16 protein-coding genes are annotated in these 14950 nt (G+C 67.3%); 8 read left to right on the top strand and 8 right to left on the bottom strand.

Annotated features, from left to right (window positions below):
- Nucleotides 1–15 precede the first annotated feature (15 nt).
- From CHC02_RS15125 to CHC02_RS15145, 5 genes are all read right to left on the bottom strand, one after another.
- Nucleotides 16–552 (bottom strand): PQQ-dependent catabolism-associated CXXCW motif protein, encoded by a 537-nt coding sequence (locus CHC02_RS15125; protein WP_089392278.1) that lies wholly within the window; start codon nt 550–552, stop codon nt 16–18.
- A 104-nt stretch (nt 553–656) separates the two neighbouring features.
- The gene (locus tag CHC02_RS15130) at nt 657–1475 is read right to left on the bottom strand and encodes an ABC transporter permease (RefSeq protein ID WP_089392279.1); all 819 of its coding nucleotides are present in this window, start codon (nt 1473–1475) and stop codon (nt 657–659) included.
- Nucleotides 1472–2203 carry an ABC transporter ATP-binding protein gene (locus tag CHC02_RS15135; RefSeq protein WP_089392280.1) on the bottom strand — a complete coding sequence of 244 codons (732 nt, stop codon included), beginning with the start codon at nt 2201–2203 and terminating at the stop codon, nt 1472–1474. The genes CHC02_RS15130 and CHC02_RS15135 overlap by 4 nt, the downstream gene beginning before the upstream one ends.
- The gene (locus CHC02_RS15140) at nt 2200–3171 is read right to left on the bottom strand and encodes a YVTN family beta-propeller repeat protein (RefSeq protein WP_089392329.1); all 972 of its coding nucleotides are present in this window, start codon (nt 3169–3171) and stop codon (nt 2200–2202) included. Before CHC02_RS15140 ends, CHC02_RS15135 begins: the two co-directional genes overlap by 4 nt.
- 43 nt (nt 3172–3214) lie before the next feature.
- Complete coding sequence (locus tag CHC02_RS15145; RefSeq protein WP_089392281.1) at nt 3215–4417, bottom strand: ABC transporter substrate-binding protein; 1203 nt, start codon at nt 4415–4417, stop codon at nt 3215–3217.
- A 158-nt stretch (nt 4418–4575) separates the two neighbouring features.
- On the opposite strand from CHC02_RS15145, the gene CHC02_RS30220 reads away from it, so the two are divergent.
- The 4 genes from CHC02_RS30220 to CHC02_RS15160 all read left to right on the top strand — a co-directional run bounded on the left by CHC02_RS30220 (nt 4576) and on the right by CHC02_RS15160 (nt 7305).
- The gene (locus tag CHC02_RS30220) at nt 4576–4716 is read left to right on the top strand and encodes a hypothetical protein (protein WP_167364804.1); all 141 of its coding nucleotides are present in this window, start codon (nt 4576–4578) and stop codon (nt 4714–4716) included.
- A 9-nt stretch (nt 4717–4725) separates the two neighbouring features.
- A complete protein-coding gene (locus CHC02_RS15150; RefSeq protein WP_089392282.1) occupies nt 4726–5976 on the top strand; it encodes a sensor histidine kinase in 1251 nt (416 codons plus the stop codon).
- 13 nt (nt 5977–5989) lie between these two features.
- Nucleotides 5990–6646 (top strand): response regulator transcription factor, encoded by a 657-nt coding sequence (locus tag CHC02_RS15155; RefSeq protein ID WP_089392283.1) that lies wholly within the window; start codon nt 5990–5992, stop codon nt 6644–6646.
- 371 nt (nt 6647–7017) lie between these two features.
- A complete protein-coding gene (locus CHC02_RS15160; RefSeq protein ID WP_089392284.1) occupies nt 7018–7305 on the top strand; it encodes a HigA family addiction module antitoxin in 288 nt (95 codons plus the stop codon).
- Between the two features lie 144 nt (nt 7306–7449).
- Here CHC02_RS15160 and CHC02_RS15165 read toward each other — a convergent pair whose 3' ends face one another.
- Both CHC02_RS15165 and CHC02_RS15170 read right to left on the bottom strand, forming a co-directional pair.
- Nucleotides 7450–8379 (bottom strand): carbon-nitrogen hydrolase family protein, encoded by a 930-nt coding sequence (locus CHC02_RS15165; RefSeq protein ID WP_089392285.1) that lies wholly within the window; start codon nt 8377–8379, stop codon nt 7450–7452.
- A 28-nt stretch (nt 8380–8407) separates the two neighbouring features.
- Nucleotides 8408–9730 (bottom strand): MFS transporter, encoded by a 1323-nt coding sequence (locus CHC02_RS15170; RefSeq protein WP_089392286.1) that lies wholly within the window; start codon nt 9728–9730, stop codon nt 8408–8410.
- Between the two features lie 80 nt (nt 9731–9810).
- Between CHC02_RS15170 and CHC02_RS15175 the strand changes: the two genes are divergently transcribed.
- Entirely contained in the window at nt 9811–10737 is a 927-nt protein-coding gene (locus tag CHC02_RS15175) for a LysR family transcriptional regulator (RefSeq protein WP_089392287.1), read from the top strand.
- 334 nt (nt 10738–11071) lie between these two features.
- A complete protein-coding gene (hemN, locus tag CHC02_RS15180) occupies nt 11072–12457 on the top strand; it encodes an oxygen-independent coproporphyrinogen III oxidase (RefSeq protein WP_089392288.1) in 1386 nt (461 codons plus the stop codon).
- Nucleotides 12458–12699: 242 nt separating this feature from the next.
- On the opposite strand, the gene CHC02_RS15185 is transcribed toward hemN, so the two are convergent.
- Nucleotides 12700–12939 carry a hypothetical protein gene (locus CHC02_RS15185; protein WP_089392289.1) on the bottom strand — a complete coding sequence of 80 codons (240 nt, stop codon included), beginning with the start codon at nt 12937–12939 and terminating at the stop codon, nt 12700–12702.
- A gap of 637 nt (nt 12940–13576) precedes the next feature.
- Between CHC02_RS15185 and CHC02_RS15190 the strand changes: the two genes are divergently transcribed.
- Both CHC02_RS15190 and CHC02_RS15195 read left to right on the top strand, forming a co-directional pair.
- Nucleotides 13577–14125 carry a fimbrial protein gene (locus tag CHC02_RS15190; RefSeq protein ID WP_089392290.1) on the top strand — a complete coding sequence of 183 codons (549 nt, stop codon included), beginning with the start codon at nt 13577–13579 and terminating at the stop codon, nt 14123–14125.
- 57 nt (nt 14126–14182) lie between these two features.
- Entirely contained in the window at nt 14183–14920 is a 738-nt protein-coding gene (locus tag CHC02_RS15195; protein ID WP_089392291.1) for a fimbria/pilus periplasmic chaperone, read from the top strand.
- The last annotated feature ends 30 nt before the right edge of the window (nt 14921–14950 follow it).

A 14950-nucleotide genomic window follows, 5' to 3' on the forward strand; every position in this document is an offset into this window, starting at 1 on the left:
GCCGTTGGGTTGCGCTCAGGGGAAGGGCCGTGGCTGGGCGTCCTGCAGGGGCAGGCCGGCCTGTTCCCAGGCGTCCACCCCGTCACGGTACCAGTAGAGGTTGGAATAGCCCAGCGCGTGGGCGCGCCTGACCGCGTTCCAGCTCGCCCAGCAGTCCGAGCGGCAGTAGAACACCAGCGGGCGCGTCGGGTCGCCCTCGCTGAGTTGCCGCAGGTTCTCGCGGAAGTAGGCCAGCCAGGGCGCGCTCAGCACGCCGTCGCCGGTGTTGGCCAGCCACAGGCTGCCGGGCAGGTTGCGGTGCGCTTCGTTGGCCACGAACTGGCCGTTGAGCCAGGTGCGGCGGTACACGTCCACCAGGCGCGTGCGCGGCTCGCGCGCCAGCAGCGCGCGCAGGGCGGCGGTGTCCAGGGTGGTGGCGTGGTCGGCGCTGGCCGGGGTCGGGCTGCGGTACTGGCTGGTGCGGTAGCCGTCGCTGGAGAACAGCGCTTCGTCCGCATGGGCCAGGGGCAGGCCCAGCAGCGCGCAGAGCAGGGCAGGGGCTAGGCGAGGCATGGTGGCATCTCGATATTTATTCTTCTGCCCGCCATTACATGCCAGGGGCGCTGCTTTGGAAATTCGACGTCCGGAGGGTTGATCCAGTACCAAAGTAGGAGATTTCACCCCTTGCGCAGCGCCGCGTGCTGCGGGTTGAAGGTCAGCACCGCCAGGCCCGCGAACAGCAGCGTCAGCCCCAGGCACACCGCCAGCGCCAGCGGGTTGAAGCGCTGGTACAGGGCGAAGCGCACCAGCTCCACGGCGTGGCTGAAGGGGTTGAGCGCACACAGCCAGTACAGGCCCACGCTGGCCTCGCGCATCTTCCATAGCGGGTAGAGCGCCGAGGACAGGAAGAACAGCGGGAAGATCACGAAGTTCATCACCCCGGCGAAGTTCTCCAGTTGGCGGATGGCGTTGGACAGCAGCAGGCCCAGGGCGCTCAGCAGCAGGGCCGCCAGCAGCAGCGCCGGCAGCGCCGCCAGCAGCCCCCAGGCCGGCGGCTGCACGCCGTAGAGCCAGGCGATGGCGAGGAAGGCGTACACCTGCAGCAGCGACACCAGCGCCGTGGCCAGCAGCTTGCCGGCCAGCAGGAAGGCGCGCGGCAGCGGGCTGGTGAGCAGCACGCGCATGCTGCCCATCTCGCGGTCGTAGACCATCGACAGCGAGCCCTGCATGCCGTTGAACAGCAGGATCATGCAGCACAGCCCGGGGACTATGTACGTCTCGTAGGTGACGTAGGTGTCGTAGGGCTCGATGATCGAGATGCCCAGCGCGGCGCGAAAGCCCGCGGCGAACACCAGCAGCCACAGCAGCGGGCGCACCAGGGCGCTGAGGAAGCGCGAGCGCTGCAGCACGAAGCGCAGCCACTCGCGCACCACGATGCCGCGCAGGCACTGCCAGTAGGCGGCCGGGCCGAAGCCGATGGCGTCGCAGGCTCTCATGCGCAGGCCTCCAGGCGGGTGAGGCGGGCGAAGGCGCGGGGCAGGTCGCCGCCGTCGGCGGCGCTGACCTGGGCCGCTTCGCCCTGGGCCACCAGGCGGCCGCGGTCGAGCACCAGCAGGCGGTCGTCGCCGCGCACCTCGTCCAGCAGGTGGGTGGTCCACAGCACCGCCAGGCCCTCGTCGCGGCACAGCTGGCGCACGTGTTCGTTGAGCGCCTGGCGCGCCGCCGGGTCCAGCCCCACGCTGGCCTCGTCGAGCAGCAGCAGGCGCGGGCGGTGCAGCAGCGCGCGGGCGATCTCCACGCGGCGGCGGTGGCCGCCGTTCAAGGTGCGCACCTTGTCGCGGCGGCGCTCCCGCAGTTGCTGGCGGGCCAGTTCCTGCTCGATGCGCTCGGCCGCCAGGGCCCGCGGCAGGCCGTGCAGGGCGGCGTGGTAGCGCAGGTTCTGCTCCACGCTCAGGTCCAGGTCCAGGGTGCTCTGCTGGAACACCACGCCCAGCTGGCGCAGGGCCAGGCGCGGCTGGCGGGCCAGGCTGCAGCCGCATACCTCGATCTCGCCCTGCTGCAGGTCGTACAGGCGCGTGAGCAGGGCGACCAGCGTCGACTTGCCGGCGCCGTTGGGCCCCAGCAGGGCGGTGAAGCGCCCGGCCGGCAGGGCGAAGTCGATGCCTTCCAGCGCCTGGCGCGCGCCATAGGCGAAGTCCACGCCGGCCACCCGCAGGGCGTTCATGGCGTCACCACCACGCCCCAGGGGTAGCGCCCGACCTTGATCGAACGGGTCACCTTGAGGTCCTTCACGTCGATCACCGAGACGTCGCCGCTGACGCCGTTGGTGGCCAGCAGCAGGCTCTCGTCCGGGTTGAACGCCAGGTGCCAGACGCGGCGGCCCACCAGCAGGTAGTCGAGCACCTCGAAGGTCTTGGCATCCACCACCGCCACGTGGTTGGCCGGGCCCAGGGCGACGAAGGCGTACCTGCCGTCGCTGGTCAGCTTCACGCCCACCGGCTGGATCTTGTCCGGGTGCACGCCCTTGATGGCGAAGCGCAGGCTCTTGAGGATCCTGCGGCTGGCCACGTCCACCACGCTGACGCTGCCGCCGATCTCCGCCGACACCCAGACCTGGCTGCCGTCCTTGTTGAACTCCGCGTGGCGTGGGCGCTGGTCCACCAGGGTGCTGTCCACCAGCTTCTGCGTGGCGGTGTCGATCCAGTGCAGCATGTTGGTGGTCTCGCTGGTGTTCACCGCCCACTTGCCGTCCGGGCTCACCGCCATGCCCTCGGGCTCCACGCCCACGTCGATCTGGCCGAGCACCTGGGCGGTCTGGGTGTCCACCACGGTCACCAGCGCGTCGTCCTCGTTGGAGACGTACAGCCAGCGGTCGTTGGGGTGCAGGGCGAACTGCTCGGGGTCGGCGCCGGAGGGCAGCTGCCTGATGATCTTGCCGCTGGCCAGGTCCATCACCTGCACGGTGTCGGAGTCGCTGGCGCAGATGTACAGCAGCTTGTTGTCGTGGGACAGCGCCAGGCCGCGCGGGCGCTTGCCGGTGTCCAGGGTGCCGGTGACGGTCATGCTGTCCAGGTCGATGACGCTGATGTTGTTGTCCTTCTCGTTGGACACGTAGGCCTTGGCGGCGAAGGCCGGCGACGCCAGGCTCAGCGCGGCGGCCAGCAGGGAAGGGGCCAGGGCGGCTGGGAACATGGCAGGTCGGAAAATGGCGGCTCGGAACATGGGGTGTCTCCAGTCAGGGCTTGGCGTCGGCGAGGTGGCAGCGGCTTTCCGGGGCATCCAGGCCGAGGCTGTCGAGTTCGCTTTCGGGGTGCAGGAAGCCTTCCTGCGGCGAGGTGCTGACCAGCGCGCGCGGCTGCACCAGGGGGATGGGCTGGCGCAGCTGGCCGTCCCAGGGGCGGTAGCTGAGCCGGTAGCCCTTGAAGCCGTCCAGCGGCAGGTCCGGCGACAGCGCCAGGGCGCGGATGGCCATGGGCTCGGCGCTGCGCAGGCGCGTCACGGCGCTGGCCACGCTGCGCACGGCGACCCAGGCGGCGAAATCGCGGTCGTTCATCCAGCGCCTGGCGTGTTCCTCGAAGCGCTTCTGCAGCTGCGCCGCGCCGAAGGTCTCCACCGTCTTGTGCCAGCCCGTGGCCACCAGGCCCTGGGTGCCGGCCACCGGGCGCGGCAGCCAGGTGTTGTAGGGCACGTACTCGCCGAAGTCGCCGTGCTCGTCGGCCACCAGCACCGCGTCGTAGTCGTCGGCCTGGGTGAACAGCGGCATGTCGGCCTGGGCGCTGCGGCGCTGGTCGTTGGCGAAGGTGAAGGCCTTCTCCTCGACGATCTTCGCCCCGAAGCGCCTGGCCGAGCGGCGCAGGGCGGCGGCGTAGGCCTGGTCCTCGGGGCGCTGGCCGACCACCAGCAACCAGCGCGTCCACTTGCGCAGCACCAGGAACTGGGTGAGGGCGTCGGTCAGCATCAGCCGGCTGGGCAGGGTGTGCAGCACGTTGGCCGGGCACTGGTCGGCGCGCAGCTCGTCGTCGGCGGCGCCGGCGTTGAACAGCAGGCTGTCCGGCAGCGCGGCGGCCAGCTGGCGCAGGCTGTCGGCCGGGGCGTTGACCACGAACAGGCGCAGGCCGTCGTCGTGCAGCTTGCGCGCCTCGGCCAGCAACTGCTGCGCATCGGCGCTGGTGGCCGTGACCAGGCTGTAGCGCTGCCTGAGGAAGCGCCCGGTGGTGTTGCTGTCGTCGATGGCCAGCTCGGCGCCGCGCAGGCCGGCGTCGGTGGGCTCGGGGATGACGTTCGACAGCAGCGGGCCGGGGTCGGGCGTGTAGCCGAGGTAGGCGATGCGCACCTGCAGCTCGGCCGGGGCCTCCTCGGCACGCACGTCCAGGCAGAGCAGGGCGGCGCAGGCGACCGCCAGCAGGTAGGCCACGCCGTGCAGGGCGAACTGGCGCATGGGCGACTCCATTGTTGTTGTGTCGCCAGCATAGGAACGCGTCAGGGGCCGGGAAATATGCAGAAAGTACCGCCGGGGCAGTACCAAGGTAGTAGATCGCCGCCCGCGGCCGCGCCCTAGCATGGCCCTACAACAACAAAGACAACGGGAGCCGAGCCATGCGTATCGCCGTCACCCTGGTACTGCCCATCCTGCTGATCCTCAGCCTGCTGGGCTTCGACTTCATGTACAGCCTGCACACCCGCCCCGGCGTGCCCACCGTCTGCATCGCCGGCCAGCCCTGCCGCGTGGGGCCGTGAGGCGCGGCCATGTCGGCGCTGTGGCGGATCAACCTGTTGGTCGGGCTGTTCTTCGCCCTGGTGGCCGCGCTGTGCGTGGCCGTGCTGCTGCACCAGGGCGACGAGGACGTGCGCCGCGAGCTGGACGCCGCCCGCGCGGTGGTGGAATACCTGCGCGAGGCGGCCCTGCGCGACCCGGCCAGCCTCGACCAGAGCCTGACCGGCGGCCTGCGCCACGTGCGCGTGCACTGGCTCGACCAGCCGCCGCCGGCGCCCCGCGGCTGGCTGGACGAATGGCTGGCGGCGCGCCTGTACCCGGACGTGTACCGCGCCGAGCCACTGCAGCTGGCCGACGGCCGCCGCGTGCAGCTGAGCGTGGACCCGCGCGACGAGATCGACGAGGTCCGCGACTCCCTGGTGCAGTTGCTGGCGCTGTTCGGCGTAGCCCTGGCGGTCAGCCTGCTGGCCATCCGCTGGGCGGTGCATGGTGGGCTGCGGGTGGTGGAGCAGTTGCAGGCCGCGTTCGGCGAGATCGCCCAGGGCCGCCTGCAGGTGCGCCTGCCCGGCCATTCGCTGCCGGAGGCGCAGCGCCTGGCCGGGCGCTTCAACGGCATGGCCGAGGCCCTGGAGCGCGCCTGCCAGGAAAACGCCGAGCTGACCCGCTCGCTGCTGGCCGTGCAGGAGCGCGAGCGCCAGGAACTGGCCCAGGCCCTGCACGACGACATCGGCCAGTACCTGGCCGGCATCCGCGCGCAACTCTTCCTGCTGCACAGCCTCCACGACCAACCCGCCGCGCAACCCACCCTGGAACGCATGGACCAGCACTGCCGCGGCCTCAACGACAGCTTCCGGGCTCTGATCCGCGACCTCTACCCGGTGGTGCTGGAACACCTGGCCCTGGACGAAGCGGTGCGCGCCTACGTCGAGGACTGGCAGGCCAGCCAGGGCATCGCCTGCACCCTGCACCTGGCCGAGCGCCTGCCGGCCCTCGACGACGCGGCCAAGGCGAACCTGTACCGCCTGCTGCAGGAAGCCCTGACCAACGTCGCCCGCCACGCCGGCGCCAGCCGCGTGTGGGTGCGCCTGCAAGCGCGCGGCGGCTACCTGTACCTGGGCGTGCGCGACGACGGCCGCGGCAGCGACGGCCCGCCACGCGCCGGCATCGGCCTGCGCTCCATGCGCGAGCGCGCCCGCTGCCTGGGCGGCGAGCTGCAACTGCGCAGCCAGCCCGGCCTGGGCCTGGCGCTGCGCCTGCGGGTGCCGCTGCCGGCAGCGGCATGAGAGGAGAAAAGCGATGAAGATCCTGCTGGTGGACGACCATTTCGTGGTGCGCGAAGGCATAGCCGCCCTGCTGCGCGGCCTGCTGCCGGAAGCGGAAGTGCTGGAGGCGGCCGACGGCGAGGAAGCGCTGCAGGCGGTGCAGCGGGAAATCCCCGCGCTGGTCATCCTCGACATCGGCCTGCCGGGCATCAGCGGCCTGGAAGTCACCCGCCGCCTGCGCCAGCGCCTGCCGCAACTGCGCGTGCTGTTCTTCAGCATGCACGACGAACTGCCCCTGGTCCGCCAGGCCCTGGACGCCGGCGCCGCCGGCTACGTGACCAAGGGCGCGGCCCCGGCAGTGCTGCTGGAAGCGGTGCGCCGGGTGCTGGCCGGCCAGCTCTACATCGAGCAACCCCTGGCCACCCGCCTGGCCTGCCAGCCCCGCGGCCTGGAGCAGGGCGACCCGCGCCTGCACGGCCTGACCCGCCGCGAATTCGAAATCTTCGTCATGCTCGCCCGCGGCCTGCCGGTACGCCAGGTGGCCGAACACCTGTGCGTAAGCGCCAAGACCGTGTCCAACCATGTGACGCTGCTGAAGCAGAAGCTGCAGGTCAGTTCCCACGCGGAGCTGGTGCACCTGGCAATCGACAGCGGGGTATTGCGCGTGAGCGGCGAGGCACTGGCCGGGTAGGGCGGCCCGTGCAGGGCAATGGCGTGGATGGGACCGTAGGGAATAACCGTTCGCGGTTATCCGCCGCCGGCCGTGCCACCGGGGCGTCCGGCATGGCCGGTGAATCCGATCGCGGACGGAGTGCTCCTACCCCGACACCGCTGTCCCACCTGTAGGAGCGCGCCCTGCGCGCGATTCGCGGGCAGGGCGCGCTCCTACGGCTGCATGGGCAACGCCACCGCAGGATGGCGTGGAGCGAAGCGATACCCATCTTCCCCCACGCATAACCAGCCCTGCGCCATTGGGTTTTCTATCTGCCTGTTGATCGGTGTGATGTATTGCATCACGCTTCGTCGACTATCTTGATTACCACTGAACAGGAGGGGGCGCCCATGGTCATGTTCAATCCACCACATCCTGGCGAAACCCTGCGCGAAGACGTGCTGCCGGCACTTGCCATCAGCGTCACCGAACTGGCCCGCCGCCTGGGCTTCGCACGTGAAACCCTGTCGCGCGTCCTGCACGGCCGCGCACCCATCAGCCCGGACCTGGCCGTGCGCCTGGAGCTGGCCGGCATAGGCACGGCGCGGACCTGGCTCGGCGTGCAGGCCGACTATGACATCTGGCAGGCCAGGCACCGCGAGCAGCCACATATCGAGCGTTTCGCCGATATCGCCTGAAGCTCGAAAGCCCTGCCGCGATGCGGGGTTTTCCATTTCTGCAGCGTCCGGCGCGCGACTTCGCAGGATGGCGTGAAGCGATACCCATCGCCATGGCCAGATAGGTATCGCAAGCTCGACCCATCCTATGGAGATCGCTTCGGCTCAGCCCTCGAAAGTCACCGGCCGCAGCGGTGCGGTATTCACCTTCAGCTCGAACACATCCGGCCTTGCATAGTGGCCGCAGGCGTCGAAGTCGAGGTTGCCTTTGCTCAGCAGTGTCATGTCGAGGTCGGCGTACAGCTCCGTCTCGCAATCGAATACCGGCCCGGCCAGCACTTCGCCCAAGGGGCTGACGATCATGCTGCCGCCGCGCATCACGTACTCGTCCTCCTGGAAGTCCAGGCCGAACGCCTTGCGGTGTTGTTGCGGGTACTCGCCCAGGCGGATCGCCTGGCAGGCCGAGAGCACGAACACCCGGCCCTCCAGGGCGATGTGGACCATGGAGCTGGCCCAGGAAGGGCGGTCGTCGGCGGTAGGTGCGCAGTACAGCTGCACGCCCTGGGCGTACATGGCCTGGCGTAGCGCCGGCATGTAGTTCTCCCAGCAGATAACGCTGCCCAGCACGCCGAACCCGGTGTCCACCGGCTCTATCGTGGAGCCGTCACCGAAGCCCCAGATCAGCCGCTCCTGCCCGGTGGGCATCAGCTTGCGGTGGTAGCCGGCGATGCCGTGCTCTGGCGTGAGGGTCACCGCGGTGCAGTACAGGGTGCGGCCGAAGCGCTCGATGATGCCCACCACCACGGTCACCCCGGTCTGTTCCACGCTTTCGGCGAGTCGCGCCAGTTCTGGCCCCGCCAGTTCGACGGCGCCCTCTACGTAGCGTTGGTAAAGTTCGCGCCCGGCGGCGCTACGGTTGCCCACCACGCTGCCGAAGGCCGCGCCTTTCGGGTAGCCGCCGATGAAGGCCTCGGGGAATACCGCCAGCTTCGCACCCTGTTCCGCCACGCGGCGCAGGATGGCGCAGGCCTTCTCGACGCTGGCCATTGGCTCGTAGGGAACGGAGGCGGCCTGGATGATCGCTACACGGGTCATGGGAACTCCTGACAGCTGGTGAAAAGGTCTAGAAACGGCTGATGTCGTTGTCACGGGTTTCCGGCAGCGTCTTCCACAGCACCACCAGGCATGCCAGGGAGACTGCCGCCAGGTAGGCCGCTGGAAGATTCGCATCGCCGGTCTGGCGGATCAGCGCGGCGGCGATGAAGGGGCCGGGGCCGGCGAGGATCGCCAGCGCCAGGTTGTGGCCCAGGGCCGCTCCGGTGGAGCGGATCGAGGCCGGGAAGACTTCCACCAACAGCACCACGTCCATGACTGCTGTGACCGCCACCAGCACACCCATCACCACCAGCCCGGCAAGGATTGCCAGCGGGTTGCCGCTGTTGAGCAACAGGAAGATCGGGTAGGCCAGCAGCGTGAGCGCAGCGGCGGCGCCCAGCAGCAGTTTGCGCCGGCCGATGCGGTCGCTGAGGCGGCCGATCAAGGGGTTGACGATCACGTAGACCACCAGCGCCAGGCTGCACAGCCACAGCGCGCTGCTGCGTGGCAGGCCGACGGTGGAGACCAGGTGGTTGTTGGCGTAGGTGATGAAGTAGTAGAGCGAGACGCCGAACAGCGCGGAAAACGCGAACGTGGTGATGAAAGCGCGGCGGCGCACGGCACGGCTCGGTACCTGGGCCTGGTGCGAGCCGCGCTGGCGGACCATTTCTTCGTACACCGGGGTGTCGCCCAGCTTGCGGCGGATGAACACGGCGATGCCGGTCATCACGATGGAGGCCACGAACGGCAGGCGCCAGCCCCAGGCCGCCAGCTGCTGGTCATCCAGCGCCGAGGAAATGCTCGCGGCGGTGAAGGTGCCGAACAGGAAGGCGAGCCCTGCCGTACCGGTGATCACGCTGGCGGCGGTGGCCCGGCGGTTGGACGGCGCGCTCTCGACGATGTAGATGCCGGCGCTGGACCACTCGCCGCCGACCATCATGCCCTGGATGAAGCGCATGGCGATGAGCAGGATGGGCGCGGTTATGCCGATCGCCTCGTAGGAAGGCAGCAGGCCGATGATAGTGGTACAGACACCCATGCCGAACACCGTGATGATCAGCACCGAACGGCGGCCGAAGCGATCGCCGATGGGCCCGAGGATCAGGGCGCCGAAGGGCCGCGAGAGGAAGCCGACGGCGAATACCGCCAGCGACGAAAGCAGCGATACGCCCGATGCGCTGGACGGGAAGAACAGCATGCCGATCACCGCGGCGAAGTAACCGTAGATCGCGAAGTCGAACCACTCCATGAAGTTGCCGATGCCGACCGCGATGGCCCGCTTGCGGATGTCCGACTGCCCACGCTTGGTATGGATGCTGCTTGCACCCAGGCTTTGCTGAATCGCGTCCACAGGACTCTCCATCCCTTGTTATGTTGTTGTGGACGCCAGACTAGGAATCTCCCTGGGCACGGGGCAAACGATTAGGAAATATGAGCCGGATTAACGTACGTAATATCTCGCGGATCGACCTCAACCTTCTGCTCACCTTCCACTGCCTGATGACCGAGCGCAGCGCCACCCGGGCCTCGGCGATGCTGCACGTGACCCAGGGGGCGGTGAGCGCCGCGCTGCGCCGGTTGCGCGAGCATTTCGGTGACGAACTGTTCATCCGCACCGCCTCCGGCATGCAGCCCACGCGCAGGGCCATGGAACTGGCACCGAAGATCGCCGAGGCGCTGACCTCCATTTCCGGCGTGCTCGGCGCCGAGCCGGAGTTCTCCCCGCGCGATTCCAGCTACGTGTTCAACATCGGCCTGTCCGACGATATCGAGTCCTACCTGGCACCGCGCATCGTGAACACGGCGGCGGAGCTGGGGCTGGGCGTGAGCTTCGCCTTCCACCAGAGCAACAGCTCGCTATGGAAACAGTCGCTGCAGGACCCGGACATGGACCTGGTGATCTGCAGCGAACCGAAGGACTTCAACACCAGCTATTCCTCCCAGGTCCTGTTCTCTTCCTCCTACTCCTGCCTGTTTCGCCCACATGGGCGCGCGGCGGGCCGGCCCATCGGCCTGGAGGAGTACTTCGCGGCGGACCATGTACGCATCTCCTACGACGGCCGACGCGGCTTCATCGACGACATGTTCGAGGCCGCCGGCTATGCACGGCGTGTCATCGCCTCCTTCACCCACTTCAGCGGCGCATTGACGACGCTGATGAACAGCGAGGCGATAGCCACCATCCCGACATTCGCCGCCGAGAGCTATGCGGCCATGACCCACCTGAGCGTAAGCCCGGCGCCGCTACCGGTGCCGTCCTTCCGCTGCTTCATGGTCTGGGACATCGCCAGGCACAGCAAACCCCACCACGAATGGCTGCGTCAGTTCGTCGGCGAGTTGGCGCAGAAGCTTTGCTAGCCGTCGGCGGCGTATGCCAAACCATGCAGGCGCAGGCCCTGCCAGGACGCGCGCCTACAGGGTAATGACGTGGGGGGGCCGCAGCGTAGGGACCGCAGGATGGCGTGGAGCGAAGCGATACCCATCGCCATGGCCCATGGGGTTCGCCCGTGGCATCCGTCGCCTCGTCGAGGACCCGGGCGCCCGCCATCCTGGAAAGGCCTATCCTGAACGGACGAAACCACCGTGCGCGCCTGAGCGGTTCTTGATCCCACTCAGGAGCAACGCAGCCGGTCGGGTGTATCGTTGCCCGCGAAGCCCGCCGCAATGGACGGCGAGCCAGAGGAGCCGTGTCATGCCTGAGTCGATGAGTTTCAACCGCGCCCTGGTGGAGAAGTACGACCGCCCGGGGCCGCGCTATACGTCCTATCCCACCGCGCCGCAGTTCCATGGCGCCTTCGCCGCCGACGACTACCGCGCGGCGGCCCGGCGCAGCAACCAGGCACCGGCCAAGCCGCTCTCGGTGTACATCCACATCCCGTTCTGCAAGAGCCTCTGCTACTACTGCGCCTGCAACAAGATCATCACCCAGAAGACCCACCGCGCCGTCGAGTACCTGGCCTACCTCAAGCGCGAGATCGCCATGCAGGCGGCGCTGTTCGACGGCCAGCGCAAGCTCACCCAGCTGCACCTGGGCGGCGGCACGCCGACCTACCTGACCAGCGAACAGCTGGCCGAGCTGATGGACTGCCTGCGCGAGCATTTCAACCTCGACGAGAGCGACGACCACGAGTTCTCCATCGAGGTCGACCCGCGCACCATCAGCCGCGAGCGCATTGCCGAGCTGCGCGCCCAGGGCTTCAACCGCCTGAGCTTCGGCGTGCAGGACTTCGACGGGAAGGTCCAGGCCGCGGTCAACCGCGTGCAGAGCGAGCAGCAGATCTTCGACCTCGTTCAGGCCGCCCGCGAGGCGCGCTTCAAGTCGGTGTCCGTGGACCTGATCTACGGCCTGCCGCTGCAGACGGTGGAGAGCTTCGATACCACGCTGGGCAAGATAGTCGCGCTGCGCCCCGACCGCATCGCCGCCTACAGCTATGCCCACCTACCCGAGCGGGTGCGCGCCCAGCGCCTGATCCGCCGCGAGGACATGCCGCCGCCCGAGCGCAAGCTGGAGCTGCTGGAGCTGACCATCGGCCGGCTGACCGGGGAGGGCTACGCCTACATCGGCATGGACCACTTCGCCCTGCCCGACGACGAACTGACCGTGGCCCGCGCCAAGGGCACGCTGCAGCGCAACTTCCAGGGCTACTCGACCCACGCCGATTGCGACCTGATCGCGCTGGGCGTGTCGTCCATCAGCAAGGTCGACGACACCTACGGGCAGAACGTGAAGGAACTCTCCCAGTACTACGCCCGCCTCGACGAGGGCCTGCTGCCGGTGCACAAGGGCTACCGCCTGAGCGACGACGACCGCCTGCGCCGCGAGGTGATAGGCGAGCTGATGTGCCACGGCCGGGTCGACTACGCACCGCTGGAGGCACGCCACGGCATCCGCTTCACCGAGTACTTCGAGGACTCGCTGCGGCAGTTGCGGGAGCAGGTCGACGACGGGCTGGTGGAGCTGCATGACGACGGGCTGCTGTTGCTGCCCCAGGGCCAGCTGATGATGCGCAGCGTGGCGATGGCCTTCGACGCCTACCTGGGCGGCGAGCAGCGGGAGCGCTTCTCGCGGACCATTTGAGGTCGCCGAAGGTCGATTCCGGCGTGGCGATGGGTGAGGCGGCGGATAACCGCGAACGGTTATTCGCCCTACGGGTGGGCCTGGCGTAGGGCGAATAACGCTCCGCGTTATCCGCCGTTTGGCCTTGGCCGCATTCCGCTCGGTGCCGTGCACGGAGCCGCTGTCGGAGCCACGCCAGGCTCAACCACGGCGTTACCGACAAGGAAGGTGTAGCGGCGGATAACCGCGAACGATTATGCGCCCTATACCCGCCCACGTTCCTCAGCGGCGGCATACAACCGCTCTGCATCGGCCGCCAGGTACTCCAATGCGCAGAAGGTGCCATCCAGCACCTCTTCGCCGGGCGCCCCCAGGTCCGGCGCGCCGGCCAGCAGGCGCAGCAGGTTGACCAGGGCCGATTGGCGGGATGGGGCTGCGTCGTAGAGTTCCGACGGGGAGGTGCTCGTCAGGGGATGGGGTAGAACTTGGGCTGCAAGGCTCATGAAAATCTCCCAGATTGATTCAGGCTTCCGCCTCCCGACGCCAATCGGGGAGGGCGGACCGTACAGGTTGGCGTACCGGAATCTGGGAACCGGCGCATCCGAAGATGCCCCGCACGGCCCGCCCATAACACGGGTGCAGCCATGCACGGTGTCGGAGATAGCCTCAGACACCTTCCAGAATTACGGGACGCCAATCCCGTACCGCCCTGTGGGGCGGGTGGGCCACGTTAGGGCGTTGTCGTGGGGCTGGCTGTCAATTGGAAGGGGCGATAAGAAGGGCTGACCGCACAACTGGTGTGCATTACAGCCGTTGGCGACGAACCGCTTCCGACCCAGTGCTGTTGGTGGGAGCCGGCAGAGTCACCCATTGCCGCCAGTTGGAGAAGGCAAAGCCGGTCAATAGCGAACATTTCTGAATGGATGGAGCCGGCTGCATCAGGCCTCTCTTTGCGCGCCACAAAATGCGATTCCTATAACTGACTTCACTTTATTTGTAGGAATTGTCCTACGCGCTGCAAGGGCATGGCCTACAGAATCTCAGTGCGAAGCGCGTAATCATACGCTCCGTCGCCACGATGAGGCCTAGGAGATTTCTCTTCGGTGGCGAGGAAATTTCTTATTCATGTGGAGCAATGTAATGCGTAATGTTGTTGGAATCGTCACCCTGCTGGGCGCCGCTGCTGTAGGTCAAGTCGCCAATGCTGCAGACGGCAAAATCAATTTCAGCGGTGAACTGGTAGGCCAAACCTGCACTGTAGCGGTGGATGGCGTGGTATCCCCGTCCATTGCCAGCGTAACGCTTCCTTCTGTTTCCGCCGGCGCGCTGCCGAACAGCGGTGATAGTGCTGGTCGCACGGGCTTCAATATCCAACTGAGCAATTGCGCCGGTGCGGCAACGACTGCTGCTGCTTTCTTCGAGTCGGGCTCTACGGTCGATCCGGTTAGCGGGTATCTGCGTAACGCCAGTGGCACTGCGTCGAATGTGAACCTGCGACTGATCGATGCCCAGAACGGCAGTGTCATCAAGGCTGGCAACACCAACCAGAAGACCTTGACCTCCCGCAGCGCCATTGATGGAAGCGGCAATGCCGTACTGTCGTATGCCGTGGAGTATGTGGCAACCGCCGCCGCCCCCACCCCTGGCACCGTGGAAAGCTCGGTGACCTATTCTATCGATTACCAGTAATGGCTATCACGATGCCTCGCGTCGTGCGAGGCATCGCCCAACTACGTGAGGCGCATCATGACTTTCTGGATCAATGCACGGAACGCGCTGGTAGTGGCTGTGGTTTCTCTGTTCTGCAGCCAAGCAATGGCAGGTGTGGTAATCACCGGAACTCGGATTGTTTATCCGGCCGGACAAAAGGAAGTGTCCGTAAAATTGAACAATAACGGCTCGCTGCCGGCATTGGTTCAGTCCTGGATCGATACGGGGGATGCCAAGGCCGATCCGACGAACTCCAAAGCGCCGTTCATGCTCTCGCCGCCGGTTTCGCGCATTGATCCCGGTAAAGGGCAGACCCTACGGCTGATGTTCCTCGGCGCCGACCTGCCGACAAGCAAGGAGTCGGTATTCTGGCTCAACGTACTGGAGATTCCGCCGAAAGCGCAGGGCGGTGGCGATGCAAATGTGCTGCAGATGGCGTTTCGCTCGCGCATCAAGATTTTCTACCGTCCGGCGCAGCTGCCGGGCAAGTCCCTGGACGCTCCTGCACAGCTGCAGTGGAGCGTGGTGAAGGTCGGTTCGGGGTTCGCACTGCGGGCACGCAACTCTTCCCCCTACTACGTATCCACGGTAGGCGTGGCGCTGGTTGCGGGTGCCACTCGTTATCCCAGCGAGGATGGCATGGTCGCTCCCGGTGAAAGCCATGATTACCCGCTGCCTACGCTTCGATCCGAACCGGGCTCGGCCCAGGTCGAGTTCGAAGCCATCAATGACTATGGTGCATTGGTCAAGCACAACGCATCGCTAGCCCGCTGATTTCCTAGTTCCTCTTCAGCATCCCTTACA

This window comes from Pseudomonas delhiensis, from assembly GCF_900187975.1.
Classification (GTDB): Bacteria; Pseudomonadota; Gammaproteobacteria; order Pseudomonadales; family Pseudomonadaceae; genus Pseudomonas; species Pseudomonas delhiensis.